General features: G+C 55.0%; 13 protein-coding genes. 5 read left to right on the top strand and 8 right to left on the bottom strand.

Translation table 11 applies throughout. The features are described from left to right. The first annotated feature begins 175 nt into the window (after window positions 1-175). Window positions 176-2,107: a methyl-accepting chemotaxis protein gene (locus tag ACN9MQ_RS08545; RefSeq protein ID WP_047357241.1), complete on the top strand. Its 1,932-nt coding sequence runs from the start codon at window positions 176-178 to the stop codon at window positions 2,105-2,107. Between the two features lie 46 nt (window positions 2,108-2,153). On the opposite strand, the gene cobB is transcribed toward ACN9MQ_RS08545, so the two are convergent. The 5 genes from cobB to lolC are packed head-to-tail and all read right to left on the bottom strand — an operon-like array spanning window position 2,154 to window position 7,093. Then, a complete protein-coding gene (gene cobB, locus ACN9MQ_RS08540; RefSeq protein WP_014169599.1) occupies window positions 2,154-2,975 on the bottom strand; it encodes a Sir2 family NAD+-dependent deacetylase in 822 nt (273 codons plus the stop codon). A gap of 14 nt (window positions 2,976-2,989) precedes the next feature. Continuing rightward, complete coding sequence (gene nagK, locus ACN9MQ_RS08535) at window positions 2,990-3,901, bottom strand: N-acetylglucosamine kinase (RefSeq protein WP_020884655.1); 912 nt, start codon at window positions 3,899-3,901, stop codon at window positions 2,990-2,992. Between the two features lie 54 nt (window positions 3,902-3,955). Then, complete coding sequence (gene lolE / locus ACN9MQ_RS08530; RefSeq protein WP_014169597.1) at window positions 3,956-5,200, bottom strand: lipoprotein-releasing ABC transporter permease subunit LolE; 1,245 nt, start codon at window positions 5,198-5,200, stop codon at window positions 3,956-3,958. Next, window positions 5,200-5,901, bottom strand: coding sequence for a lipoprotein-releasing ABC transporter ATP-binding protein LolD (lolD, locus tag ACN9MQ_RS08525; protein WP_020884656.1), 702 nt, complete (start codon window positions 5,899-5,901; stop codon window positions 5,200-5,202). The genes lolE and lolD overlap by 1 nt, the downstream gene beginning before the upstream one ends. Continuing rightward, a complete protein-coding gene (gene lolC, locus ACN9MQ_RS08520; protein WP_032681244.1) occupies window positions 5,894-7,093 on the bottom strand; it encodes a lipoprotein-releasing ABC transporter permease subunit LolC in 1,200 nt (399 codons plus the stop codon). The genes lolD and lolC overlap by 8 nt, the downstream gene beginning before the upstream one ends. A gap of 256 nt (window positions 7,094-7,349) precedes the next feature. On the opposite strand from lolC, the gene ACN9MQ_RS08515 reads away from it, so the two are divergent. From ACN9MQ_RS08515 to ldtC, 3 genes are all read left to right on the top strand, one after another. Then, on the top strand, window positions 7,350-8,423 hold the full coding sequence (locus ACN9MQ_RS08515) for an acyltransferase family protein (protein WP_410377393.1): 1,074 nt from the start codon (window positions 7,350-7,352) through the stop codon (window positions 8,421-8,423). Window positions 8,424-8,571: 148 nt separating this feature from the next. Then, complete coding sequence (mfd, locus tag ACN9MQ_RS08510) at window positions 8,572-12,018, top strand: transcription-repair coupling factor (RefSeq protein ID WP_020884658.1); 3,447 nt, start codon at window positions 8,572-8,574, stop codon at window positions 12,016-12,018. A gap of 149 nt (window positions 12,019-12,167) precedes the next feature. Next, window positions 12,168-13,133 carry a L,D-transpeptidase LdtC gene (gene ldtC, locus ACN9MQ_RS08505; protein WP_032681246.1) on the top strand — a complete coding sequence of 322 codons (966 nt, stop codon included), beginning with the start codon at window positions 12,168-12,170 and terminating at the stop codon, window positions 13,131-13,133. 79 nt (window positions 13,134-13,212) lie between these two features. Here the strand turns inward: ldtC and bhsA are convergent, their stop codons facing one another. Then, a complete protein-coding gene (gene bhsA / locus ACN9MQ_RS08500; protein ID WP_013097102.1) occupies window positions 13,213-13,470 on the bottom strand; it encodes a multiple stress resistance protein BhsA in 258 nt (85 codons plus the stop codon). 244 nt (window positions 13,471-13,714) lie between these two features. On the opposite strand from bhsA, the gene comR reads away from it, so the two are divergent. Further along, on the top strand, window positions 13,715-14,350 hold the full coding sequence (gene comR / locus ACN9MQ_RS08495; protein WP_193161891.1) for a TetR family copper-responsive transcriptional repressor ComR: 636 nt from the start codon (window positions 13,715-13,717) through the stop codon (window positions 14,348-14,350). A 59-nt stretch (window positions 14,351-14,409) separates the two neighbouring features. On the opposite strand, the gene ACN9MQ_RS08490 is transcribed toward comR, so the two are convergent. Then, on the bottom strand, window positions 14,410-14,949 hold the full coding sequence (locus tag ACN9MQ_RS08490) for a glycine zipper 2TM domain-containing protein (RefSeq protein WP_008500779.1): 540 nt from the start codon (window positions 14,947-14,949) through the stop codon (window positions 14,410-14,412). Between the two features lie 192 nt (window positions 14,950-15,141). Then, on the bottom strand, window positions 15,142-16,446 hold the full coding sequence (locus ACN9MQ_RS08485; RefSeq protein WP_025204449.1) for an NAD(P)/FAD-dependent oxidoreductase: 1,305 nt from the start codon (window positions 16,444-16,446) through the stop codon (window positions 15,142-15,144). Window positions 16,447-16,562: the final 116 nt, after the last annotated feature.

Raw genomic sequence — 16,562 nt, 5'->3', positions numbered from 1 at the left:
CATTATCGAACACTAATTTGATTGAATGCACAAAATAAAAGCATCCACACTAATTAACGGGAATTAGCGATCAAAAATTTAAATTAAATATACCCGGTGCTCTACAGAAACATGGCGAAATATCCGATAAGTGATCTGTGCCTGCCCGACATGCACGTCATTACGGGAGTTGAGAATGAAAGACGCCATGGTCCGAAAACAAAAAATAAGAGTCAAGACGTTGATGCTATTGTCCATTTTCCTCACCGTGACGGTGGGCTTTACGGCAACGATCGGTTTTATGATGTGGCAGTGGATGGATCAGCAAGAAGTGCTGGCTAAAAAACACATCCGCCAGATTGCTGAAGTGCAGTCTTTGCAGGTCAGTAAACAGATGGATTCCGCCCTGGCGGCCGCGCGTGACATGGGAAATAGCGCTCAGGCACTGCGCGACGCGGGCATCGCTGATCGACAGGGGCTCAACCAGCTGCTAATCCATTATCTCTCAGCGCACCCTCAGTTTCTTTCAATGTCGATGGCCTTTGAACCTGATGCCTTCGATGGCAACGATGCCACCTTTGCCGGTCAGAGCGGTGAAGATCCCGCCGGACGTTACGCCCGCTACGTTGACCGCGACGCCACAGGCAAACCGGCATTACATCTGCTGACGGACATCGAAACGCCCGGCAGCGGCGATTATTATCTGCTGCCGAAGCAACGGCAAAAAGATGTCATCATCGAACCCTATATTTATCCCTACAATGGGGTGGACGTAATGCTCACCTCGATTGCCGCCCCCATCATGCGTGAGGGTCAGTTCCTGGGGTCCGTCACGTCGGATTTCTCACTCGCTACCCTGCAATCGATGATCGGGGCGATTAAACCGTGGAACGGTACAGGCTACGCCCTGCTTCTGTCGGCGGGCAACAGCGTGGTTTCCAGCCCGGATAAACGTGCCGTAGGCAAGCCTTACACCGGAACTGTCACAGGGGATGAGGTGATACGCACAAACGATCCTCAACTGAAGGAAGAGGCATTTATCACCTGGCAGGCGATTACCATCGGCAACAGTCAGACGCCCTGGAAGCTGGCTATCGTCACCCCGGTCAGCGAAGTGATGGCCGAGGCAAGACAATTTTTACTGAAAGCCATCCTCCTGATGGTGTTAAGCATTGTGGTTGTCAGCCTGGTCATGGCGCAAATCTTTACCCGTAAAGTGGACCGTCCGGTGGGGGGCGAACCGTCAGATGCCGCCGGGATCGCGCTGGCCGTGGCCGGAGGCGACCTGAACAACGCTATCCCGGTGCGTCCCGGGGATACCAGCAGTATTTTTTACGCCCTGCACACCATGCAGATGCAGCTCAAGCGCATCGTGGGTAACATCAGCGAAGCCAGCCACTCCGTTCACGGTGGCACCAGTGAAATTTCGGCAGGCAATCTCGATCTGGCCTCACGCACCGAAGAACAGGCAGCGGCGATTGTCGAAACCGCGGCCAGCATGGAAGAGATTTCGGTCACGGTGAAAAATAACGCCGACAATGCGCACAAAGCTACCACCCTTACCGATCGCGCCGCGACCCTTGCCGGACATGGCGAGACGCTGGTCAACGATGTCGTGGTGGTGATTGGGGAAATTGACGAAAGCGCCCGTAAGATTGGAGAGATCAACAGCATTGTGGACGGTATCGCCTTCCAGACCAATATTCTGGCGCTGAATGCCGCCGTAGAAGCGGCGCGCGCGGGCGAACAGGGGCGCGGTTTTGCAGTGGTGGCGGGTGAAGTGCGCAACCTTGCCCAGCGAAGCGCCAACGCGGCAAAAGAGATCTCCCAGCTGATAGCCGAGTCTTCAGGCCGTGTCAGCAAAGGCGTTGAGCTGGTCAATGAAACCGGCGTCATGATGAAGCAGGTCATTGAGGCCGTGTCGCATGTGCATCTGGTGATAAACGATATTGTTCAGGCTCTGGATGAGCAGAATCGGGGAATTAGCCAGGTCAGCATTGCCGTCAATCAGATGGACAGCACGACCCAGCAAAACGCGTCCCTGGTACAACAGATCTCGGCAGCGGCCCTGTCACTGGACGAACAGGCAAAATCGCTGGAGAAAACGCTGGCCTACTTTACGCCATAAACAAAAAAGGCACCCGCAGGACGGGTGCCTTTTCAGGCTATCGCGATTACAGCCCTTTCAGGAGCTTATCGACAAACTCCGGTACGACGGTACTGGCCAGGCCATAGTGCTTCTCTTCGAACTCGCTGCCCACCTGGCTCGGCTCCAGATTCAGCTCAACCGTATGCGCGCCGTGCAGCCGCGCTTCGTGAACAAAGCCGGCCGCCGGATAGACATGGCCAGACGTGCCAATAGCGATAAAGACATCCGCCATGGCCAGCGCGCTGTAGATGTCATCCATACCAAGCGGCATTTCACCAAACCAGACCACATGCGGGCGCAGGCGCGACGGAAACTGGCAGCAGTGGCACTTATCTTCAGGCAGCACGTCCTCTTTCCAGTCCAGCACCTGACCGCTCCAGGCGCAGCGAACTTTCAGCAGTTCACCGTGCATATGGATGATGTTTTTGTTACCGGCCCGTTCATGCAGATTGTCGATATTCTGCGTAACCAGCAAAAAACGATCGCCAAGCGCCTCTTCCAGCTTCGCCAGCGCCAGATGCGCCGGATTAGGCACAACCTCTGGCTGCTGCAGCTGACGACGGCGGGCGTTATAAAACGCCTGCACAAGATCCGGATCGCGGGCAAAGCCTTCCGGCGTCGCCACATCCTCAACACGGTGCTCTTCCCATAACCCGTCCGCAGCGCGGAAAGTACGAATACCTGACTCTGCGGAGATCCCCGCCCCGGTCAGCACCACCACTCTGGGTTTATCCATCGCTTCTGGCATCATTCTGTCTCTGAAAAAGATCCGCTGGCGCAAGCGCTCACGTAAGCGGCGTTTATTTTTGCGAAAACGGCTGAGTCGACCTAAGCGACGCGACAGCATAAAAACCTCGTAAACTAATCGGTGAGATGAAGGAATGCGGCTCCGCGCATCCCTCCTGCGTCCCCGTGTCGCGCACGTTCAATACGCGGCACGCGGGCAACCGGCAATAAATGTCGGGGCAAACGCCCGGACAGCTGTTCCGTTAACGCGCTAAAGTTTGAAAGCCCTCCACCAATCACCAGCAGATCCGGGTCGACGATGGTGAGAATATTTCCCAGACACACCGCCAGCAAATCCAGATAGCGCTCAACGTGCTCTCGCGCCTGCGCATCCCCCTGCTCCCACAAGGTAATGATTTGAGGGGCTTCAAGTTTCTGATGATAGAAGTGTTCGTAAAGCCATGCAAACCCACGTCCGGAGAGGTAGTTCTCAATACAGCCGTGCTGACCGCAACCGCAGCGGGTCAGCGGGAAGTCGCGCCCGACGACCGCCAGGGCATCAACCGGCAGGCGGATATGGCCGAACTCTCCCGTAATGTAACTGCGCCCGGTAATCGGCTTACCGTTGATGACGATCCCTCCCCCTACGCCCGTGCCGAGGATCAGCCCCATCACCAGCGGATAGCGCTGAAACTCATCGTCCCAGGCTTCGGAGAGTGCAAAACAGTTGGCATCATTATCTAAACGCACGTCGCGTTCAAGCAGAGCGGAGAGATCGGCGCGCAGCGGTTTACCGCTGGCAGCAGGAACGTTGGCCGCATACAGCGTACCATCGTCAGTTTCGGGCATTCCCGGAATACCAATGCCGACGCTGCCTTTCACGGCAAAACGTGAATCAGCTTGCGCCACCAGCGCGGCAATGGCGGTTAAAAATTCATCATAGCTTTCGCGTGGTGTGGGAACGCGGGTTTCCCACTGCAGTTTGAGGTTTTTATCAAACACGCCCAGCGCAATTTTGGTGCCGCCAATATCAAATCCATAATACATCATGCATTCCTCTTTTTGATTTGGCGGCCTGACGACCGCTAAATCATGACGTAATTACTGGCCACTTAGTACCCTCGCCGGATCAATTCGGCTTGCGCGACGCGCCGGATACCAGCTTGCCAGCAGACTCAGTAAAAGTGCCGTTACCAGCACATAAAAAACGTCCAGCCAGTGCAATTCAGACGGCAGGAAGTCAATAAAATAGATATCACCTGACAGGAACTGGTGGCCAATAAGCGCCTCGATGCCATTGATAATTGGCGTCAACTGCAGAGAAACCACCACGCCAATCACCACGCCACAGAGGCTCCCGAACAGTCCAGCCAGCAGACCGTACCAGACAAAGATGGCGCGAATAAGACCGTCTTTTGCCCCCAGGGTACGCAGGACGGCGATGTCGCCGCTCTTGTCTTTGACCGCCATCACCAGCGTCGAAACGATATTAAAGCACGCGACCCCAATCACCAGCACCATCGCCAGATACATAATGGCGCGGATCATCTGGATATCACGGTACATATAACCGTAAGTGCCAATCCAGCTTTTGATGTAGACATAGTTATTGGTCACGCTGCCGGCATCACGCACCAGTTTATTGGCGTTGAAGACGTCGTTGACCTTAATGGCAATCCCCGTCACGCTGTCGGCCATGTCGAGATACTGGCGCGCATCTTCCATCGGCACCATCGCAAAGCTGTGATCGAGCTGGCCGCTTAACTGAAGAATACCGGTGACGTGCAGACGTACGCGTTTAGGCTGCTGCAGCTTGTGGTCGGCACTGGCGTTCGGGATCATGATAGAGACCCAATCGCCCTGCTTAACCTTCAGGGCCTCGGCAACGCCTTTGCCCATAATAATTTGCTGTTCACCGGCCTTAAAGTTTGCCCACGCGCCGTTTTGAACATATTTCGGCAACGCGCTGAGGCGCTCTTCCTGCACCGGGTTCACCCCTTTTACCTGAATGGCGCGCAGGTTAACGCCGCTCTCGACCAGCCCGGTAAAGTTAATGTAAGGCGCGGCCGCCACGATGCCTGGCACTTTTTCGATTTTGCTCAGGGCATCGCTCCAGTGCGTCCACGGCTGATTCACCGGTTCGATTTCACCGTGCGGGACCACCGCCAGGATGCGGTTATTCAGTTCACGCTCAAAGCCGTTCATGGCGCTAAGGCCCACGATCAGCACCGCCACTCCCAGCGCAATACCGATGGTGGAGATCACCGAGATCAGTGACACCATGCCGCCGCGACGACGTCCGCGGCTAAAACGCAACCCTATGAGTAACGATAACGGTGAAGCCATTACTCCGCCCCCATCAGGGTCAGTTCTGGGTTCAGATGACCGTCGCGCATCTCAAGCTGACGTCCCATCCGTTTTGCCAGCTGGAGATCGTGGGTTACCACCAGAAACGCGGTTCCCTGCGAGGCATTCAACTCACCCAGCAGCTGGAAAATACTGTCCGCGTTGCGGGCGTCCAGGTTACCCGTTGGCTCATCCGCCAGTACCAGGCGCGGATTGTTGACCAGCGCACGCGCAATGGCCACACGCTGGCGTTCACCGCCGGAAAGTTCAGAAGGACGATGGTTACCGCGATGCCCAAGCCCAACCGCTTTCAGCATATCGCTGGCGCGGGTGTTAATTTCTGCGGGTTTCTTTTTACCAATCAGCAGCGGCATCGCCACGTTTTCCAGCGCCGTGAAATCCGGCAGCAGGTGGTGGAACTGGTAGATAAAGCCCAGCTCGCGGTTACGCAGCTCCGCTTTTGCCGCAGATGACATTTTGCTCATCGGCTGGCCGGAGAAAATCACGTCACCGCTGGTGGGTGTATCCAGCCCACCGAGCAGGTGTAATAACGTACTTTTGCCGGAGCCGGAACTGCCCACAATCGCCATCATCTCACCTTCGCCCACGCTGAAGCTCACATTGTGCAGCACGTCAGTCTGCACAGTGCCTTCCTGATAGCGTTTGGACAGGTTGTCGCATTGCAACAGGATCTTATTCATAACGTAAAGCCTCAGCGGGTTGAGTGGCGGCAGCGCGCCAGGAAGGATAAAGCGTAGAAAGCAGCGCAATGGCCATCGCAGCCAGCGCAATTCCAATCACCTGTAACGGTTCGATAGCCACGGGCAGCGCCGCACCATCAAGCAGAGCGCCGATGATCGGCATTAAATTGTTAAGCTGGCTGGCGAGCAGCGCCCCCAGGGCCGCACCGAGTAGCGCACCGATAATCCCGGCACTGGCACCCTGCACCATAAATACCGCCATGATCTGGCGCGGCGTTAACCCCTGAGTCTGCAGAATGGCGACCTCACCCTGCTTTTCCATCACCATCAACCCCAGTGAGGTGATGATGTTGAAGGCTGCGACCGCCACGATCAGGCTCAGCAGCAGCCCCATCATATTTTTTTCCATCCGCACGGCCTGGAACAGCTCGCCCTTGCGTTCACGCCAGTCCTGCCATTTGGTCCCTTCCGGCAACGTTTGCTGGCTGAGGGTATCCACTTTTAGCGGGGCGTCGAGCCACAGGCGCCAGCCAGTGATATTCCCCGCCGGATAGCGCATCAGACGTGACGCGTCCTGAATATTCACCAGCATCTGATAACCATCGACTTCGCTGTTGGCGGCAAACGTGCCAACCACCGTGAACAAGCGCTGGCTTGGCAAACGTCCCATCGGCGTAAACTGACTGGCCGACGGTACCATTACGCGCAGCTGGTCACCACGGTTGACGCCAAGCTGCCCGGCCAGTTGCTCGCCGAGGATCACGTTATATTTGCCAGCTTCCAGGTCGGTCTGCTTCACGTTCACGAGGAACGGCGTCAGCGGGTCGTTTTGCGCCGGGTCAATACCCAGCATCACGCCAACCGCCACGCTACGGGCGCTTTGCAGCACCACATCGCCCGTGGTTAACGGCGCAACGCGCGTGACACCCTGTAACTTCGCCGCGCTTTCCGGGAGCTGTTGTGGGTTAACGGAACCGTTGGTTGAGGAGAGGATAGCCTGCGGCATCAGCCCCAGGATGTTGTTTTGCAGCTCGCGCTCAAAGCCGTTCATGACGGAAAGAACCGTCACCAGAGCCATTACGCCAAGCGTAATGCCAATAGTCGAAAGCCAGGAGACAAAACGACCGAAGCGGTCCGCGGCGCGCCCACGCATGTAACGTAAGCCTATGAAGAGTGCGACAGGTTGGTACATGAAATCCGTCTGTTTGCTGATAGCAGACCCACGAGTATATAAGCGAATCCCTTAAGCGTAAATGACTGAAACCGTAAGCTTTGGTAATCATTTTTCTGAAAAATTCAGATAAATCAGGGTACTACTCTCTGAAACCTCACTGTACAGCCTCCACCTTTTCCGAAAAACCTCCTGATACAGACTGTTACCCGTTACATCACGGTTTTGTTTAACAACAATTGTTCGTTCGTTTATGGCAAAAAGGTAGTCGCGAACAATGAAGCAAAAAGCATTATGGATTAACCACATAAAAGGGCTGTGTATCTGCCTGGTGGTTATCTACCATTCAGTCATCACCTTTTATCCCCATCTCAATGGGTTACAACATCCGTTATCCGGTCTTCTCGCCAAATGTTGGGTCTATTTTAATCTCTATCTTGCTCCCTTCCGCATGCCGGTGTTTTTCTTCATTTCCGGCTATCTGATTCGACGTTACATCGATGAGGTGGACTGGCGTACCAGTCTCGATAAACGGATCTGGAGCATTGTCTGGGTACTGGCGCTGTGGGGCGTTCTGCAATGGCAGGCGCTGAGCCACCTCAACGCCTGGCTTGCTCCCGAGCGTGAACTGGCCACTTCCTCCAATGCGGCCTATGCCGATTCCCTTTCCGGGTTTGTGAAGGGAATGCTCACCGCCAGCACCAGTCTCTGGTATCTGTATGCCCTGGTGGTCTATTTCACGCTGTGTAAACTGCTGAGCCGCTGGAAGCTGCCGGTACTGGGGCTGCTGGCACTGGCGAGCGTCGCGATAAACTTCCTGCCGCTGCCGTGGTGGGGAATGAACAGCGTGGTGCGCAACATGATCTACTACAGCCTCGGCGCGTGGTATGGCGCTGAGCTGATGGCGTGGATGAAAGGGTTCAATCTGCGTCGCGCCTGGCTGGCGTTAGCCGCGTTCGCTGCCGTCTCTGTGGTGCTGTGGTTTGCTAACGTCCCGCTGCTGCTCTCCCTGCTGTCGATTGTGTTGATCATGAAGCTTTTCTACAGCATTGAGCAACGTTATGCCGTCCATCCTAATAATCTGCTTAACGTGATCGGTTCTAATACCATCGCGATTTATACCACCCATCGCATCCTGATTGAGGCCTTTAGCCTGTTCCTGATTGGTGAGATGAATGCCGCATACTGGCCGGTCTGGGCGGAGCTGACGTTGATTCTGGTCTACCCGTTTGCCAGCCTGTTGCTCTGCACCCTTGCCGGGCTTGGGGTGCGTAAGGTCTCCACCGCACTGTTTGGTGATGTGTTCTTCTCCCCGCCTTCCACGCTTTCTCCGTCATCGGCCAGCCGCTGATGCGCTTTTCGCCCCCTTTTGGGGGCGAATTTCCTCCCTGTGCGGTTCCGGTTTGATTATGTAAAACGATCGAGGATAATAAAGACATTGCGTATCAGTGATATGCCCCAATACTGTTGGTATATCCCCAAGAGACTCTGACATAGCCATGCCTGAACACTATCGATATTCCTTGCCTGTCAAAGCGGGCGATCAGCGCCAGCTGGGCGAACTTACTGGCGCGGCGTGCGCCACGCTGGTGGCAGAAATCGCTGAGCGACACCCGGGTCCGGTGGTACTGGTTGCCCCGGATATGCAAAATGCCCTGCGCCTGCATGATGAAATCCGCCAGTTCACTGACAATCTGGTGTTCAGTCTGGCCGACTGGGAAACGCTGCCCTATGACAGTTTCTCGCCGCACCAGGAGATCATCTCCTCTCGTCTGTCGACCCTGTATCAGTTACCGACGATGCAGCGCGGCGTGCTGATCGTCCCCGTAAACACCCTGATGCAGCGGGTCTGTCCGCACAGCTATCTTCATGGCCATGCGCTGGTGATGAAAAAAGGCCAGCGCCTGTCCCGGGACGCCCTGCGCGCGCAGCTCGACAGCGCCGGTTATCGCCATGTCGATCAGGTGATGGAGCACGGGGAATATGCCACGCGTGGTGCACTGCTCGATCTTTACCCGATGGGCAGCGACCAGCCGTATCGTCTGGATTTCTTCGATGATGAAATCGATAGCCTGCGCGTGTTCGACGCCGACACGCAGCGCACGCTGGAAGAAGTGGACTCCATCAATTTACTGCCCGCACATGAGTTCCCGACCGACAAAACCGCAATCGAGCTGTTCCGCAGCCAGTGGCGCGACAGATTCGACGTTAAACGCGATGCCGAACATATCTATCAGCAGGTCAGCAAAGGGACGCTGCCGGCGGGGATTGAATACTGGCAGCCGCTGTTCTTTAACGAGCCTCTGCCCGCGCTGTTCAGCTATTTCCCGGCCAATACGCTGATTGTTAACACCGGTGATATCGACGCCAGCGCCAGCCGTTTTGAGAGCGAAACTCGCGCCCGCTTTGAAAACCGGGGCGTGGACCCGATGCGTCCGCTGTTGCCACCGGAAGTGCTGTGGCTGCGCACTGATGAGCTGAACGCCGAGCTGAAACGCTGGCCGCGTATGCAGCTCAAAACCGATTCGCTCGCCGACAAGGCCGCCAATACCAACCTCGCCTTCCGCACGCTACCGGATTTATCCGTTCAGGCGCAGCAGAAGTCGCCGCTGGATAATCTGCGCAAGTTCCTCGAATCCTTTACCGGGCCGGTCGTGTTCTCCGTTGAAAGCGAAGGCCGCCGGGAAGCGCTGGGTGAACTGCTGGGGCGGATCAAAATTGCCCCGAAACGTATTTTGCGCCTGAGTGAAGCCACCGGTAATGGCCGTTATCTGATGATTGGCTCCGCCGAGCACGGGTTTGTGGATACTCTCAACAATCTGGCGCTGATTTGCGAAAGCGACCTGCTGGGGGAACGCGTGGCGCGCCGCCGTCAGGACAGCCGTCGCACCATTAATCCGGACACGCTGATCCGTAACCTCGCCGAACTGCACCCCGGCCAGCCGATTGTTCACCTCGAGCACGGAGTTGGCCGTTATCAGGGCATGACGACGCTGGAAGCCGGTGGCATCAAGGGCGAATACCTGATGCTGACCTACGCCAATGACGCCAAACTCTATGTGCCGGTCTCTTCCCTGCATCTCATCAGCCGCTATGCCGGCGGTGCAGAAGACCATGCGCCATTACATAAACTGGGCGGCGACGCCTGGGCGCGCGCGCGGCAGAAAGCCGCGGAAAAAGTGCGTGATGTGGCGGCAGAGCTGCTGGATATCTACGCCCAACGCGCGGCCAAAGAAGGCTTTGCCTTCAGGCATGATAAACAACAGTACCAGATGTTCTGCGATAGCTTCCCGTTTGAAACCACGCCGGATCAGGCCCAGGCCATTAATGCTGTGCTGAGCGACATGTGCCAGCCGCTGGCGATGGACAGGCTGGTTTGCGGCGATGTCGGCTTCGGCAAAACCGAAGTGGCGATGCGCGCCGCCTTCCTCGCGGTAGAAAACAACAAACAGGTCGCGGTACTGGTGCCTACCACCCTGCTCGCCCAGCAGCATTTTGACAACTTCCGTGACCGTTTCGCCAACTGGCCGGTTCGTATCGAGATGCTGTCACGTTTTCGCAGTACCAAAGAGCAGTCGCAGATTCTGGAACAGGCCAGCGAGGGTAAGATCGATATTCTGATCGGCACCCACAAGCTGCTGCAGAGTGATGTGAAGTGGAAAGATCTGGGGCTGTTGATCGTCGATGAAGAACACCGCTTCGGGGTCCGTCATAAAGAGCGTATTAAAGCGATGCGTGCCGACGTCGATATCCTCACCCTGACCGCCACACCGATTCCGCGAACGCTGAATATGGCGATGAGCGGCATGCGCGACCTGTCGATTATCGCCACGCCGCCGGCACGTCGTCTGGCGGTAAAAACCTTTGTTCGTGAGTACGACAACCTGGTCGTCCGCGAGGCTATTCTGCGTGAAGTACTGCGCGGGGGTCAGGTCTATTATCTCTATAACGACGTGGAAAATATCCAGAAAGCGGCGGACAGGCTGGCAGAACTGGTGCCGGAAGCGCGCATCGCTATCGGTCACGGTCAAATGCGCGAGCGCGAGCTGGAGCGGGTGATGAACGATTTCCACCACCAGCGCTTTAACGTCCTGGTGTGTACCACCATCATTGAGACCGGGATCGATATTCCGACGGCCAATACCATCATTATTGAGCGCGCGGATCACTTTGGACTGGCGCAGCTTCACCAGCTGCGTGGCCGCGTTGGCCGCTCGCACCATCAGGCCTACGCCTGGCTGCTGACCCCGCATCCGAAAGCGATGACCACCGATGCACAAAAACGTCTGGAGGCTATCGCATCGCTGGAAGATCTGGGCGCGGGCTTCGCGCTGGCGACACACGACCTTGAGATCCGCGGTGCAGGTGAACTTCTGGGCGAAGACCAGAGCGGGTCGATGGAAACCATCGGCTTCTCGCTCTATATGGAGCTGCTGGAAAATGCGGTCGATGCCCTGAAGGCCGGACGTGAGCCATCGCTGGAAGATCTGACCAGCCAGCAGACTGAGGTGGAACTGCGCATGCCTTCCCTGCTACCGGATGATTTTATTCCGGATGTGAACACGCGTCTGTCGTTCTACAAACGTATCGCCAGTGCGAAAAATGAGAACGAACTGGATGAAATTAAGGTAGAGCTGATCGATCGCTTTGGCCTGTTGCCGGATGCCGCGAGAAACCTGCTGGATATTGCGAGGCTGCGCCAGCAGGCACAGAAGCTGGGCATTCGTAAGCTCGAAGGCAATGAAAAAGGTGGCGTGATTGAATTTGCCGAGAAGAATCACGTTAATCCGATGTGGCTAATCGGTCTGCTCCAGAAACAGCCGCAGCATTTCCGTCTGGATGGTCCAACGCGTCTGAAATTTACGCAGGAGCTGACGGATCGTAAAAACCGGATGGAGTGGGTTCGTCACTTTATGCGTCAGCTGGAAGAGAACGCTGTCGCATAATTCCCCTTCCCCCCGTTGGTGCAATGCTTACGGGGGGACAATTTACAAACTCTTTGCACTTCACCTGGATTTCCCGACATACCCATTCGCCATAATTATCGTTAACGCCTTATAAAACAATAACCTTATTATTTATATGGATTATGGTGATGATGACCTCTTCGCGTTTTACCCGCTGGATAACCGTGTTTGCGCTGGCAGCAACGGTCGCTGTTGCGCTTCCTGCACGCGCAAATACCTGGCCTCTTCCCCCTGCTGGCAGCAAGGTCGTGGGCGAAAACCGTTTTCATGTGGTTGAAAATAATGGGGGATCGCTCGAAGCGATTGCCAAAAAATATAACGTAGGCTTTCTGGCTCTGCTGCAGGCTAACCCTGGCGTCGACCCCTATGTGCCACGCGCTGGCAGCGTCCTGACCATCCCGTTGCAGACCATTCTCCCGGATGTAGCGCGCGAAGGGATCGTGATAAACCTTGCCGAGCTGCGTCTTTACTATTACCCGCCGGGTAAAAATGAAGTCACCGTTTATCCAATCGGTATTGGCCAGCTGGGCGGCGACACGCTGACCCCAACAATGGTCACCACCGTATCGGATAAACGTGCCAACCCAACCTGGACGCCAACGGCTAATATTCGTGCTCGCTATAAAGCACAGGGAATTGATTTGCCGGCTGTGGTGCCAGCGGGTCCGGAGAATCCGATGGGTCACCACGCGATCCGTCTTGCGGCCTATGGTGGCGTTTACCTTCTGCATGGAACAAATGCGGATTTCGGTATCGGGATGCGCGTCAGTTCCGGCTGTATTCGTCTGCGCGATGATGATATCAAGACGCTCTATAGCGTGATCACGCCTGGTACCCGAGTGAATATTATTAATACGCCCATTAAGGTTTCTGAGGAGCCGGGTGGCGTAAGACTGGTTGAAATTCACCAGCCGTTATCGAAAAACATTGGCGACGATCCGCAGACACTGCCAATTAATCTGAATGCCGCGATGGTGAGCTTTAAAACGAATGCCCGCACGGATGGCATCGTGATGGAGCGTGCGATGGAGGCGCGTTCCGGGATGCCCACCGATGTCACCCGGCATCAGGATGTCACCCAGCAGTCGATGTGATCCCCAATAAAAAAAGCCCTGCTGAGCAGGGCTTTTTTACAGTGGCATCGCAGTGGCATAAATGAGGGTTTAGCCAGGCTTATTTGTAGATAACAGCGGTGCCGTGCAGGGTGTTAGGACCGGTCACTGAGGTGATGCGGAAAGATTTTGCACCCATCTCGTCAGCTTTCTGCGCCAGCTGATCTTCCAGTGAGCCCAGGTTAGTCCCGGCAGAAGCAGAGATAGTCCCGACTTTATGCTGGTCAGCAGGGGTTGATTGCACTTCAACAGCAGCGAAGCTTGCGAAAGAAAGTGAACTCAGAACAGCAGCAGCGATGAGGGTTTTTACGTTTTTCATGTTTTTTACCTTTGGGCAGATGATTTGGAGGTCGTTAGCTATTTAGTTAACGATCGATAGGTAAATCATAAATGTGATCCAGCTCACGCGTCAACATCTTTTTATAACGAACATTAATTAAATTTTAAATTCGTTATTTTTCATACCCATATGATTAATTTATTTTTCTCTCATCAGTGCTGGTGGTCACCCGCGATTATTTTTATAATGATTATTCAACAAACCAACAGAGGACCAACGGCAAATGACAACCGACGTGACGAGTTGCGTGAAGAAAAGCCGTGGCCGACCAAAAGTGTTCGACAGGGATGCAGCGCTTGATAAGGCCATGACTCTCTTCTGGCAACATGGATATGAAGCGACCTCGCTTTCCGATCTGGTGGAAGCTACCGGTGCCAAAGCACCCACGCTGTATGCTGAATTCACCAATAAAGAGGGGCTGTTCAGGGCGGTGCTGGACAGATACATTTCGCGCTTTGCGGCGAAACACGAAGCCCAGCTGTTTTGTGAAGAGAAAAGCGTCGAACAGGCGCTACGGGACTATTTCACCACCGTCGCGACTTGCTTCACCAGTAAAGATACCCCTGCGGGTTGCTTTATGATTAACACCTCTGCCACCCTTGCGGCCTCCTCAAAAGAGATTGCCAACACGGTGAAATCGCGCCATGCCATGCAGGAAGAGACGCTAAGCGCGTTCCTGTCTCAGCGCCAACAACGAGGTGAAATTCCTGCGCATTGCAATCCACAGATGCTGGCGCAATACCTGAACTGTATTTTGCAGGGTATGTCGATAAGCGCCCGTGAAGGGGCTACGCTGGAAAAACTGCAAACCATTACCGCGACCACGCTGAAACTGTGGCCTGAACTGCTCAAAATCTGACGCAAAAAAAAGCTCCTCAGCCTGAGCGCTTGAGGAGCTAAGTTCAGAGAACATCTTTTTTACACTTTGTTATTCAGTACCAGCTGGCCGTTTCCATCCAGCGGAATTTGAGTACCCGGGTCTTTATCCATGCGGATCTTGCCCTGCTGATCGCCAATTTTGTACGTCACGTCGTAACCCAGCATTTTCTCCGACTTGTCATAGACGGTTTTGCAGCGCTGCTGAGTCGTCGTGTACGTGTCGTTATCCTGCATAGCGCCCTGCACCTGGTTACCGGCATAGCCGCCGCCCAGCGCGCCGACCACGGTCGCCACATCTTTACCACGACCACCACCAAACTGATGGCCAATCACACCACCGGCAACCGCACCCAGTACTGAACCGGCGATACGGTTTTCATCCTGTACCGGACGGCGATGGGTCACGGAGACGTTACGGCACTCCTGACGAGGCGTTTTCACGGTTTCTTTAATCGGGGTAGCAGACACGACCTGTGCGTATTGTGGGCCGCGATCCAGTACGTTGAGACTGGCAACGGCAGCCACACCTAACGCAGCAGCGACGCCAATCCCTATACCCGCCAACATTGATTTATTCACGGGACTTCCTCCTTTGTTGCTATTGGTAACAATTTTGCAATGCAGGTCGCGCTTCGCCAATAAGACAAAGGATCAAAAAGTGGACGTGGAGGAGAGATATATCGTGTTTAGGAGAACTCTTAAGCACTCAATGTACGATGAGCAGCATGATATGCTAAAAATTCCCTCCGGAGGCCCCGGAGGGAGAGAATATTAGTGCAGCTTCAGGCGTGGTCGAATAACGCGGTTGATTCGTCCCACCAGCATCATCAGCCCGGTTTTGAAGTAACCGTGCAGGGCAATCTGGTGCATACGATAGAGCGAGATATAGACAAAGCGTGCAATACGCCCTTCCACCATCATAGAGCCGCGCATCAGGTTACCCATCAGGCTGCCGACGGTAGAGAAGTTCGAGAGCGATACCAGAGAACCATGGTCTTTATAGACATAAGCTTTCATCGGCTTACCTTTGTACTGCGCCAGAATATTGTGCAGTACCAGGCTTGCCATCTGGTGCGCTGCCTGAGCACGCGGAGGCACAAAACCGCCCTCCGGACGCGCGCAGGAAGCACAGTCGCCGATGGCGAAAATGTCCGGATCGCGTGTGGTTTGCAGGGTTGGCTCGGTCACCAGCTGGTTAATACGGTTCGTTTCCAGCCCGCCAATCTCTTTCATAAAATCAGGCGCTTTGATGCCAGCAGCCCAGACCATCAGGTCTGCTTTGATGTACTCGCCATCTTTGGTGTGCAGGCCGCCGTCGTCCGCGCTGGTCACCATGGTTTGGGTCAGAACCCGCACGCCCAGCTTGGTCAGTTCATTATGCGCCGCACCGGAAATGCGCGGAGGCAGCGCCGGCAGGATACGTTCACCCGCTTCAACCAGCGTCACGTTCAGCGCGTCATTGGTTAAGCCTTTATAACCGTAGCTGTGCAGCTGTTTCACCGCGTTGTGCAGTTCAGCAGAAAGCTCGACGCCCGTCGCCCCCCCACCAACAATCGCGATATTAACTTTCCCGTTCGCACCCATATTGCTGGTGTACTTCAGGAACAGGTTCAGCATTTCCTGGTGGAAACGACGTGCCTGATGTGGGTTATCGAGGAAGATACAGTGCTCTTTTACACCTGGTGTGTTGAAGTCATTGGAGGTACTGCCCAGCGCCATGACCAGCGTGTCATACGGCAGTTTGCGCTCAGGAACCAGCAGTTCCCCTTTTTCATCGCGCAGCTCTGCCAGGGTAATGGTTTTGCTCTCACGATTGATATCCACCACGGAGCCCAGCTGGAACTGGAAATGGTGATTGCGCGCATGTGCCAGATAGCTCAGCGCGTCCACGCCCTCATCCAGTGAACCGGTCGCCACTTCGTGCAACAGCGGTTTCCACAGATGGCTATGGTTGCGATCCACCAGCGTAATTTTGGCTTTTTTGCCGCGACCGAGCTTCTTGCCTAACTGTGTAGCCAGCTCCAGCCCGCCAGCACCACCGCCGACAATCACTATCTTTTTCAATGGCGTAGTCAACGTGACCCCCTCAAATTATTAACCAATTGTTAATTAAAAGTTATAAAAATAACCCTTAATTAACAACAGGTTACAGCACTGAAACCATTCAGGTGCATTGAGAATACCACGTCAGG

The organism is Enterobacter sp. R-25 (assembly GCF_049913205.1).
In the GTDB taxonomy this organism is placed as follows: Bacteria; Pseudomonadota; Gammaproteobacteria; order Enterobacterales; family Enterobacteriaceae; genus Enterobacter; species Enterobacter ludwigii.
Note: the sequence above shows the minus strand (reverse complement) of the source record. Positions and strands in the feature narration are given on the sequence as shown.